An 11224-nucleotide genomic window follows, 5' to 3' on the forward strand; every position below is an offset into this window, starting at 1 on the left:
CGTTGGGTCGGAAGTGTTTCCGGCCCAACCTGAACGTTTTTCTCGCCAGCGCCGTGGTCGGGTGCAGGACGTAACGCCGGCATCAAAGAGCAACCCCGTCGTTGTAAGCAGCCGGATCGATGTGACCAATCACCGGGGTGGCGATGGAGTGTCGTCTCCATTGTGACGCTGGCAGCAATAGTGAATTGAGAAATGAGGTATTTACCCTGGATTTACCCCCTCCTAGACTGGTTCCAACGACTGCAGGCAAACCTGTTTGTAGCGCCGTACAAAACAATCTCTGGAGGTGGTAAATCATGAAATCGCACATCAAGGCTGTTGCCCTCGCTCTCGTTTTCGCTGCACCGGTCGTTTCGTTTGCACAGTCGAACGGACCCCTGACACGTCAACAGGTGCAGGACGAGATCGTTCAGCTCGAGAAGGCTGGCTTCAATCCGGCGAACGCGAACACGGTTGATTTCCCGGCGAATGTCCCCACCGGGCAAGCGGCTGTGGCTGGGCAAGATAGCGGCTACGGCCCGACGGTCGGCGGATCGTCGCAGGCTGGCCGTCCCGCAAGCACCAGCGGTATCAAGCCGGTTTTCTTCGGTCAATAAGCCGACGTTGGCGAACGGCTGGCGACTCACCGGGTTGCCGGGCATTGCCATAGGAGCGCGTGGCATCCCTGCGCGCCCGCATTTAAAAACAGGCTCGCCTTGGCCCTTAGGCCACGATGGCGAGCCTGTTGCATATCAGGACACCTCGGCCCCGCTCACGCGTCCGTAACCAGGCTAAGCCGGCATCGCGCTCCAAAGGATTCAAACACGCTCTGCCAGCCGCCGCACCCTTTACCCGTCGAAAACCGACTTGCGCATAGCTCCGCCCAGTGCATCGCCCGCACCGACGATAAGTGCAACCTTGTTTTCCATCTATCAACCTCCAGACCCAACGATTACAGATAGCGGTTCAGGACGTGACGCTGCGTAGTGCAACGCGATCGCTCTGCAAATTGCCGCATTAATATTATCGTATCGATAACATTAAAGTACGATGCATGGCACGGCGCGCCATGGCCGGAGGGCAGATTCAGTCTGGAAGTGAGAGGAGGCAGGCAGGTGCGGAGCGCGCCGGGCTTGTTGCGGCGCGCCAGACGGGGGGATCGTGCTCAGGCCTGGGCAACGGCCTTCTTGACGCGTCGTTTTGCAGTGGCGCGACGCATCGTCTCTTCGTCCCACGGAACGAATACGTCGCTGAGTCTGATCTTGCGGAATTCCCGTCGTGTCTGTTCTTCGATAGTGCCGCGCATGCCTTGCAGCACGTCATGAACGCTGCAGTGGTCCGCCCACTTCGAAAACGGGTTGTCGACAGAAAACAGGAACATTTCAGTGTCCCCGACGGCGTCGTAGATATCGAGAAGCGTAATCGCGTCCGCGCTTTTCGCCAGCCGGACGCCGCCGCCGCCACCGCGCGAAGAATCGAGGAGGCCCGCCTTGACCAGCTGTGAAACGATCTGCCGCGCGCGCGCCGCGTGCGTGTCCACCCATTTGGCAATCGTGGCCGTAGCGAGCAGGCGCGGATGGTGCGCGCCGATGAACGACATGATGTAACACGCTGTGACGAATTTGGTGGATTTCAATCTGGTTCCCCGTTCGATAGTGCTTTCGCAAGAATGAATTTACCGCAGCCCCCTGGATGCGAACAGGACGTGCTGTTCGCCTACTGCCCGCGCTTCGCTTGACTTGCCATTCCGCAGTGATTACGCTGGATGCAAATGTTACGATAACAATATCATACAAAGTGGAGTGCACATGACCGACCCAATCGAGAATGCAGCGAAGCGCGTGTTGCTGGTGCACGCCCATCCTGAACCACAGTCGTTTACGTCGTCGATGTTTCGGGCAGCCCAGGAGGAGTTGCTTGCGAGCGGCGCGGAAATTCGCGTATCGGATCTCTACGCGAAGGGCTTCAATGCGGTCGCCAGCGCGGCCGATTTCCGCGAGCGTGAGACGCCTGAGTATCTGGTGTATGCGAAGGAGCAGCGGATCAATCATCAGAATGGCACGCTCGCGAGAGACATTGCGGAGGAGGTCGACAACATCCTGTGGGCTGATCTCGTCGTACTCAGTTTCCCGATCTTCTGGTTTTCGACGCCGGCCATTCTGAAGGGATGGATCGATCGCGTGTTCCTGTCAGGCGCTTTCTATGGAGGCAAACGCTTCTATGACCGTGGTGGACTCGTCGGCAAGCGCGCGTGGGTTACGGCGACGCTAGGCGGCCGGCCGCATATGTTCGGAGCGGGCAGGGTACACGGCGAAATCGAAGGAATGCTGTCGCATTTACTGCGGGGCACCCTGGCGTACGTCGGTTTCGATGTGCTTGAACCGTTCTTCGGCTATCACATTCCCTATCTTGGCGACGCCGACCGGGCGCAGATTCTCGCGCAGTTCCGGCACGAAGTCGGGGCATGGGAGCAGCGGAAGCTGATGCGTTTTCCGTCTCTCGACGAATTCGATGAGCGGCTCTATCCCCTCAATGGACTGCAACCGATCGAACCGATGTAGCCATACATGAGCCGGAGCGCGAGGCTCTGACCCGCGCGCTCCATTGGAGGAGACGATATGAACGACGAGCGGGCATGGCGCCTCGAAAAGCGCGAATCACTGTGCCCTTTCACCTGTTTCCTTTCTGAAGCGTACGGCGGATGATGAATCAGGATCTCATCGTCGTGCACGCACATGTGAAGACGCCGACCGCGCAACTCGCGGATTACATCCTGCCCGGAGACAGCTGGCTGGAGCGCCCGTTGATGTAGGAGGCGCTGGGCTGGACCGCGACCGTCACGGTCACTGACAGGGCGATTCCGCCGCCTGGCGAGTGTCGCAGCGTCTACGATTTCTGGCATGACCTGGCACACCGGATGGGGCCTGGCGATCACTTTCCGTGGCCTACACTGGAGGATGTGTATGACCACCGGCTACCGTGCCGGATCCTTCAGCTCGGCACGTGAACGGCCGGGTATTTCATCCAGTATCCGGTGGTGCCGTCGTCGAAACCGCGTGCTTCATCGTGCAAAATAGCCGCACCGGCGCCGGCACCGCACCGAAGGAAGCGTCCGGCCAGTCACCGCAGCCTCGATTTGAGCGGCGTGCTCGCGTGAACCCACCCTGCGAGAGCCAGCATGGCTAAACAGAATCCTCCCGCGCCACCGCATCCGCCGCTGACCGGCAGCAAGCTCGTGATCGGCACCATCGCCGTATCGCTTGCGGTCTTCATGAATGTGCTCGACTCGTCGATCGCAAACGTGGCGCTGCCGACCATTTCCGGTGACCTCGGCGTGGCTGCGGACCAGGGAACCTGGGTCATTACGTCGTTTGCGGTCTCGAACGCAATCTCCGTGCCGTTGACCGGCTGGCTCACCGACCGGATCGGGCAGTTCCGGCTCTTTCTCGCTTCGATCGTGCTGTTCGTGCTGTCGTCGTGGATGTGCGGCCTGGCGCCGACGCTGCCGATCCTGCTCGCCGCACGCGTCCTGCAGGGTGCGGTGGCCGGCCCGATGATCCCGCTGTCACAGACGCTGCTGCTCGCGAGCTATCCGCGAGAGCGAGCGTCGGTCGCGCTGTCGCTGTGGTCGATGACGCTGCTGGTCGCGCCGGTCGCCGGTCCGATCCTTGGCGGCTGGATCTCGGACAACATCTCGTGGCCATGGATCTTCTATGTGAACATCCCGGTCGGCATCATCGCCGCGATCGCGACGTGGGCGATCTTCCGCGACCGCGATTCGCAGATCAGGAAACTCCCGGTCGACAGTGTGGGACTCGGGCTGCTGGTGGTCTGGGTAGGCTCACTGCAGATCATGCTGGACAAGGGCAAGGATCTCGACTGGTTCAGTTCGACGACCATCGTCATCCTCGCGCTCACCGCACTGATCGGGTTAGCGTTCTTCGTTATATGGGAGCTGACCGCCGATCATCCGGTCGTCGACCTGTCGCTGTTCGCGAGACGCAACTTCGTGGGGGGCACTGTCGCGATATCGATAGGCTATGGACTATATTTCGGTAACCTCGTGTTGTTGCCGCTCTGGCTGCAGACCAGCCTTGGCTATACCGCGACCAACGCCGGCCTCGTGCTGGCGCCGGTCGGCATCTTCGCAGTGTTGCTGTCGCCGATCACCGGGAGAATCCTGCCGCGCACCGATCCGCGTTACATCGCAACCCTGTCTTTCCTGATCTTTGCGTTGTGCTTCTGGATGCGCTCGCGCTTCACGACAGACGTCGACACATGGTCGCTGGTGCTGCCCGGGCTGATCCAGGGCATCGGCACGGCGGGCTTTTTCATACCGCTGCTGTCGATCACGCTGTCGGGGCTACCCGGCAACCGGATTCCAGCGGCCTCGGGGCTCTCGAACTTCGTCCGGATCACCTGCGGCGGCATCGGGACCTCGATCTTCACGACGGCGTGGGATCACCGGACGATCATGCACCACGCCCGGCTGACGGAGTCGGCCAACGTTTACAACCCGGTGTTCAACGAGGCGGTGCAGCAGCAGATGGGCGCACTCGACATCACCCGGCAGCAGGCCTACGGCGCGGTGAACCAGTCGATCACGCAGCAGGCGGCACAGCTCGGCGTCAACGACCTCTTCTATGTGTCGGCCGGCATCTTCGTGTTGCTGATCGCGCTCATCTGGATCACGAAACCTGAACGTGCGGACTCGGGTGGCGCGGATGCATCGGCGAGCGCCGCGCACTGAACGCGGGCGGCGCGATGCAACCCAGTGTCGGATATGTCGAGGCATTGCCATCGGCAGGCACAGTTTCAATATACAGCTAAAAAATGAAAGAACGGATGGAGTGGCCGCGGTCGGAGTTGGGCGTGTGCGCTGTCCTGGCGCTATGCGGCCGAAACCCCAATCACGGCCAACCGGACAGCTTTTTCCGGGGAGCCGCGCCTGATTTGTTCTCGCCACGCAAAACTGTTTGTCTACGCCGGGTATTCGAACTCAACGGTAATGCGCCTAGATTGAACGCCGGTGTGAGCGATATCGTCGAGGCGGTCCTGTACCTGGATTCGGCGCCTTTCGTGACGGGCGAAATCCTGCACGTCGACGGCGGCCAGAGCGCCGGTCACCATGCACTGCGGGGCGGGGCTCGTGGGCGCCCCGTCTGTCTATCAGGATAAAGGAGAGCGACATGCCTATTGTCACGATTCAGGTTACCCGCGAGGGTACCAAGCCGGGTTCCGATTCCGTCACAGCAGAAGAAAAGGCTCAGCTCATCAAGGGCGTGAGTGAACTGCTGCTCGACGTGCTGAACAAGCCTCTCGAAGCCACCTTCGTTGTCATCCAGGAGGTGGAGACGGAAAACTGGGGCTGGGGTGGACTGCCGACTGACGTCTATCGCAAGCAGCGAGGACTAAAATAGGCCTGGCCACTGGGGCGTGCCTTGTGGTTCCGGTTGCACGGATTGACAAGCTGGGTGAACACCGCGCCAGACGGCGGGTTGAATGAGCGCGGAGAGTGGTTGAGTTCCAGGTAGTCTCGCGTACGTGCACCTCTATGCATCCCATTCCGCGATGCATAACACTTCACTACAGGAGTTCGTAATGTCGATCGAAAAAGTTCTCTATCGCGCCAATGCCCACGTCACCGGAGGCCGTGACGGCCGCGCCGTGGTACCCGACAGCGGGCTGGACCTGAAGCTGACCACGCCGAAAGAACTTGGCGGAGGCGGAGGCGACGGCGCCAATCCGGAACAGCTGTTTGCAGCGGGTTACAGCGCGTGCTTTATCGGCGCAATGAAGTTTGTGGGTGCACGCGACAAGATCGCCATTCCCGCTGATGTCTCGGTCGACGGAAGTGTCGGCATTGGCGTCATTCCCAATGGCTTCGGCATCGAAGTCGAGCTGAAGATATCGCTACCCGGCATGCAACGCGAAGCGGCCCAGGACCTGATCAACAGGGCCCATATCGTGTGCCCCTATTCGAACGCAACGCGCAACAATATCGACGTGACGCTCACACTCGTCTAACTCCAGATCCTGTTCGACCAACTGCTGGCCGCGGTCGTTACGGGCGGCCAGCAGGGCCATTCCGCTTACTTTGAGTTCCGCAGCAATGGCCGTAGTCGTGGTACCAGGACATGACTGGCTTTACTATGGCGCGCTGCGTTCCCTTGTCTTCTCGCCGGTGGCGATCGGCGTAAATTTGCAATCTGGATCTTTTCGGTTTTTGTCCAGACAGCAGAACAGAAGGGCGTCGACCGACCTGATATTGGCCGCATCCCACTCTGCATGACTCATGTTGTTGTCGATCGGCATCCAGTGACTCAGGGGGTAGCTGTTAGCCAACTGGTTATTACCCGGCGTACGTTCGCCCGTTGTAAGCGTGCGCCTGCCAGCCGAGAACGGTAGATAGACAGCGCAACTCTTGTCGCTTCCAATCCGGTGACAACCGATGCAGGCATTACCAGGGGTACTGATCACGAGGAGAGGAGGGTGTGAAAATGCGGGACCGATACTTGAATACTTGCCCCACGGGTCGGTCGGTACCTGGTCCCAGACCTGGCCGATATATGGACTGAAGATGTACGGTCCTGCATCATGGCAAGACATACAGTTCTGCCTGGCCGTTTCGGCTGGTGTCTTCCAGAATTCGACAGCCGACAGACGACCGCGCGGAGGCGTCTTCTCGTTGGGCGGCGGCACACGCGAGGCATCGATACCATCCGCTCCGGGCCTCTTCGGCTGAGACTGAAACCAGCAGGTTTTCCCATTACCCGCGTGATGCAGCACGATATCCACTTCGTCAAAGTTAGGCTTTGGGTCTTTACGCAGCTTTTCCTGACGACAATAAGCCGATATCTGCGTATTGCCTCGCGACAGATTCAGTATCCTGGAGTACGGGATGCACTGCCCGGGCCAATCTTGATACGGGTGAAGCAGAGACGGCCTGTCACACCGTTTGGGTGACTCATCCTGCCCCGGCGGTTTCCCGTCGATTGTGATGGGTATGTTCGTGCCGCTATTGCAGTCGAAGGGCGGAATTTCCCCGATCTCTCTGGCGCACTGCGCACCATATTCAAGCAACGTCTGTTGACGCCTGTCGGCGAGGACAGGGTTGCACATGATCAGATATAGGGCGAACAGCCTGAGCAGGATCTTCATCTTCAGGAACCGCCTTTGATCTGCGCCCGTGCGACTTTGCGAATCGCTTCAAGATATTTGACGTAGCCTGTGCAACGGCAGAGGTTTCCGCCCATCCATGTCTGGATCGTCGCTTCGAGTTGCTCGGGGCCAATGCGATACTCCTTCAGATGATCGAGCATGGCGGTGGCCGCCATCAGGAAACCGGGTGTGCAGTAGCCACATTGAAAGGCGAACGATTCGAGAAAGCTTTGCTGCAGCGGCGAGAGCCTGCTCCCTTCCGCGAGGCCCTCAACCGTGTAGACGTACTGATTCGCGACGGCACTCACTGTGGTTGTGCATGCGAGGGTTTTCTCCATCAGCGCGTCCGGCCGGTTGCGCAGGCCTACCGTGCAGGCGCGGCAAACGCCGATGCCGCAGCATACCTTGGTGCCCGTCAGGTCGAGGCGCTCGTGAAGGAACTCGGCGAGGCTCATGTCGGCATCGGCCGCAGGAACCGTCACCGATTGTCCATTGACGTGGATTATCAGGTCGGTGCCGCTCACTTTAGCGCCTCCCGGATGATGTCAGGCGTAACGGGCGTCTGCCGGAAACGTTGGCCGGTCGCCATCGCCAGAGCGTTGAGCAGTGCCGGCGCGATAGGGCACATGACCGCCTCTCCGATTCCGCGTGCACAATCCCGGGAATTGTCGGCAGGCGGCGGCAAGGTGATCAACTCCTGCACGGGAATATCGCTCATTCGCGTTATCAGATAGCGGTCGAAGTTCCACCTGCCATTTCCGGGGCCTTCAGGTCCGAGCGGACAGGACTCGCTGAGCACGTTGCCCATTGCCATCGCGACCGCACCCTGCGATTGACCTGCGACAATCTCCGGGCATATCAGGCGACCAGCGCTCAGGGTGGTAACAACACGCTCGACTTTGACGTGTCCGGTATCGGGCGCAACCGATACGGCGACGAGCGCCGCAGCAGGTGCGTAGTTGGTCCGGCCGTATCCGACGACATCGACAGGGGGGACCAGTTTTCCATGCTGCAAGGCTTCCAGGCTGTGCACGTTCGAGCCCATCGCTACGAAGTCACAATCCATCTCGACGTTTCCGGAATTGAAGGGGTAGGTGCTTTTCCAGAACCCGCCCGCATAGGTGACGTGAACCGCCGCCACCGTAGGCCATTGCATCCGGTTGATCTGGTCGAGCAGTGCAGGCCAACCGAGCGAGGAGTGTCCTGCAGTAGTCAGCTTTCCATTGACCCATTTGACATCCCGCCGCTGGATCCGCTGATCGCCCCAGAGCAGGCGCGCTGCCGGCAGCACGCTATGCATCATCAATGCCATTGCGGCACGGTCGACCGCCTGAAAATGATGAAAGGCTCCAAGGCACGCACTCGATGAACCAAAGGGTCCAGATAACCCCTTGCCCCGATCATCCTTGGGGTTCCACGTGCCGAGCAGTCCAGCATCGAAGTCCTTGATCGACACAAACGCGTCGACTTCGCTCATTTCGATCTGTTGCGCGTTCTGGCCGAGATGATTGGCCGGCGCGAGGCCGAGCGTGGTTGCTGCGCCATTGCCCATGTCGGTGTAGTGCGTCAGCACGCGCAACCTCCCGTTTTGCTGGATCTCCACCATCGCGAAGACACCGTCTTTGCCCGTACCGTAGGCCTGATTGGACATGGCGAGCCCGACGCCATATCGCAGCCTGTGCGTCCATCTTTCGGCGCGTGTGCTTTCCCTGTTCAGCCATAAGGAATGGGACTCGAGCCGGTTCAGGAGTTCGTTCAACTGCAGATCGAAGAGAACCTTCCCTCCTGTTATGGTCCTGCCATGGGGCATGGCAAGCAGATTGGCGCGACGAATTTCAAAGGGAGATTTCTTTAGGGCGTGCGCGGCCTCGTCCATCAAGGTCTCGATAGCCATGAAGGCTTGTGGCCCGCCGAAGCCGCGTTGCGAACCTCCGAATACCTCGGGCGTATAGGACGTGGCAGCTTCCGCGCACGCGCGGGGGATGTCATAGCAACTCATCGCGCTCATTGCGGCAAGGTCGCCAACAGCAGGCGTGAGATTCTGCTTGCCCCCGGCATTCAGAAGAAACTGGCTGTCGAGCGCCTGAATCTTACCGTTGCGGTCGAGCCAGATCGACTCCACGAATTCCGTTTCTGAGCGTTTTAAGCCGACCTGGAACTGTTCATAGCGTGATAGTTGCCAACGCAATGGGCCTTTAGCAAAGGGGGCCGCCAAAGCGAGGTACATCGGGAAATAGGACTTGTCGCGACCGCCGAATCCACCGCCGGGATAACGCGCAATGACATGGACATGCTTCAGGTCGACGTCGCTATTCTTGAACAGGTAAATAGCTGTGGTGCCGTCATCGCGCGGTGACTGTGTTCCAAGAACGAGTTGTAGCGACGCTGTGTCCGGCTGGTACCAGGCGAGTCCTGCTTCCGGTTCCATGAAAGCCGGATCCATTGCCGGTGTCCGGAAAGTGGGTCCGTTTGAGGTGCCGAACTCGTGCCAATCCTTGTTCTTGACTTTTTGCGCCACCAATGCGCGGATTCTCTCGCGTTCGGCAATGCATTTCGCTCTGAACTCCTGCGTCGGATTGCCCCGCGCGTCCACTTCCATGTCGGTATTCCAGAACGATTTTTCATCGTTGCGAACGTAGATTTTCGAACTCGTGAAGGGGGCTGAGGCGGTCTCTTTTCCAGTCACGCTTTCGCCGTAGCGAATGACTTCGTCGTTAAAATCGAGCAACTTTCGTGCTTGGCGATAAGTATCGAAATTCTCGAAGATAAGCAAAGCTACGGGTTGGCCATAGCAACCTGCTGCCTGTCCAGTTTGCGCAAACAGGTAGATGTCCTTGCTAGCTTCTGGATCCGGTTCATGGGCAGTCGGGATGTTATTGCGCGTCAGAGTATCGTTAGTGACTACAACGATCGGCTGAAGTCGTCGAGGCAAAACGCTCAGGTCGAAACCCTCGACTCTTTGATCGACGCGATTGCAGCGGAGCGCGTATAGCCAGTTTTCGTGCTTCGGCCAGCCATCGAAGTCGCTCGCCTTATAGTCGCGCGCGTAGATCTTGGACCCGGTTACCTTGCGTACGCCGTCGATACGCCAGCGCGCTTTTCCCGGTTCTGGCGCCCAGTCGGGCGTCACATTCGGGCCTTCCGCTTCTGGTGCGGGGCCGGCTACAGGTTCTGGAATTGACTGGCCTTCCGGCGGGTGCGTTGCACATCCGCCCATCAAGGCTGGAATGGTGCTCACCGAGACGGTGACGACACCACCACCCACGACCTTCAGGAAAGTCCGACGGGTAACGGGGAATTCGCCAGCCATGCTGCGCCTCCACGTGCGGTTTGGCGCCACCTTACGGGGGTGCGTACATGAATCGGACTTACCCTCGACAGGAAAATTCTTGTAGTTCAATACGACCAGGCTTGCGCTGCTCTAAAAAGCCGAGGGCAATCTGGTGCAGTCATTCTGGATTAGTTGAAAAGCTGCATTGATTCTATGAACTTGTTTTTACATTTTCAAGGATCCGCCTTTTTTCAGTCCTTGTTCTAAAACACAAGTGGAGGGCGTTCAAACAGTGCTTTCGCGCGATTCCAGGCAGTAGGCTTATTGCCTATCGCTCTCGAAGCGAGCCAGTTGTATCGTGAAGCCTCGAAGTGCGGTCCGTTCGTGATCCGGGAATGCCCGCAGACAAATTGCGGCGAACCCTATATACGTAGGAGTTCATATTGCGACGACTGCGACCGGTGTTTTATCGGTTCTCGCACTTCGAACAGCAATGTTGGTTACCCGCTGCACGTGTGGGAGCAAAATCGGCAACAAGTTGGCCGTAGGGGTTTGAATCGCGGTGAGCTGCAATTTCATCGCAACAGTGGCCAAATTTGGTTGAGTCGTCCGCTAAGCGGGACGGCTGTTCAGTTCAAGCTCGCCGCGTGCGGGTTTTTGTTCGCATTCTTTATTTGACATAATATAAATTATCAACATATTTGTTTGTAGAGGCTAAGTTGTAATGTCCGCTTTTAGCCAAGTTCAAATGTCCGCTTTTTCGCAGCGTAAGCTGACCGGCCGCCGGCGTTCCGGCGCGGGAGGCTTTAATGG

At 58.8% G+C, this 11224-nt stretch carries 9 protein-coding genes; 5 read left to right on the plus strand and 4 right to left on the minus strand.

From position 1 onward, the window contains the following. Positions 1–296: 296 nt before the first annotated feature. Positions 297–596, plus strand: a complete 300-nt coding sequence (locus P3T23_RS15130) for a DUF4148 domain-containing protein (RefSeq protein ID WP_429316973.1) — start codon at positions 297–299, stop codon at positions 594–596. 548 nt (positions 597–1144) lie between these two features. Here the strand turns inward: P3T23_RS15130 and P3T23_RS15135 are convergent. Further along, positions 1145–1615: an RrF2 family transcriptional regulator gene (locus P3T23_RS15135; RefSeq protein WP_429316974.1), complete on the minus strand. Its 471-nt coding sequence runs from the start codon at positions 1613–1615 to the stop codon at positions 1145–1147. Positions 1616–1787: 172 nt separating this feature from the next. On the opposite strand from P3T23_RS15135, the gene P3T23_RS15140 reads away from it, so the two are divergent. From P3T23_RS15140 to P3T23_RS15155, 4 genes are all read left to right on the plus strand, one after another. After that, positions 1788–2540 carry an NAD(P)H-dependent oxidoreductase gene (locus tag P3T23_RS15140; RefSeq protein WP_429316975.1) on the plus strand — a complete coding sequence of 251 codons (753 nt, stop codon included), beginning with the start codon at positions 1788–1790 and terminating at the stop codon, positions 2538–2540. A 617-nt stretch (positions 2541–3157) separates the two neighbouring features. After that, positions 3158–4729, plus strand: coding sequence for a DHA2 family efflux MFS transporter permease subunit (locus tag P3T23_RS15145; RefSeq protein WP_429316976.1), 1572 nt, complete (start codon positions 3158–3160; stop codon positions 4727–4729). Between the two features lie 439 nt (positions 4730–5168). Beyond that, complete coding sequence (locus tag P3T23_RS15150; protein WP_429316977.1) at positions 5169–5399, plus strand: tautomerase family protein; 231 nt, start codon at positions 5169–5171, stop codon at positions 5397–5399. A 181-nt stretch (positions 5400–5580) separates the two neighbouring features. Further along, positions 5581–6006: an organic hydroperoxide resistance protein gene (locus P3T23_RS15155; RefSeq protein WP_429316978.1), complete on the plus strand. Its 426-nt coding sequence runs from the start codon at positions 5581–5583 to the stop codon at positions 6004–6006. Between the two features lie 123 nt (positions 6007–6129). Here the strand turns inward: P3T23_RS15155 and P3T23_RS15160 are convergent, their stop codons facing one another. From P3T23_RS15160 to P3T23_RS15170, 3 genes are read right to left on the minus strand one after another with little or no spacing between them, the layout of a single operon-like run. After that, complete coding sequence (locus P3T23_RS15160; protein ID WP_429316979.1) at positions 6130–7140, minus strand: hypothetical protein; 1011 nt, start codon at positions 7138–7140, stop codon at positions 6130–6132. Positions 7141–7142: 2 nt separating this feature from the next. Next, the gene (locus P3T23_RS15165; protein ID WP_429316980.1) at positions 7143–7664 is read right to left on the minus strand and encodes a (2Fe-2S)-binding protein; all 522 of its coding nucleotides are present in this window, start codon (positions 7662–7664) and stop codon (positions 7143–7145) included. Continuing rightward, positions 7661–10450: a xanthine dehydrogenase family protein molybdopterin-binding subunit gene (locus tag P3T23_RS15170; protein ID WP_429316981.1), complete on the minus strand. Its 2790-nt coding sequence runs from the start codon at positions 10448–10450 to the stop codon at positions 7661–7663. The genes P3T23_RS15165 and P3T23_RS15170 overlap by 4 nt, the downstream gene beginning before the upstream one ends. Between the last annotated feature and the right edge of the window lie 774 nt (positions 10451–11224).

Source organism: Paraburkholderia sp. GAS448, from assembly GCF_050435685.1.
Classification (GTDB): Bacteria; Pseudomonadota; Gammaproteobacteria; order Burkholderiales; family Burkholderiaceae; genus Paraburkholderia.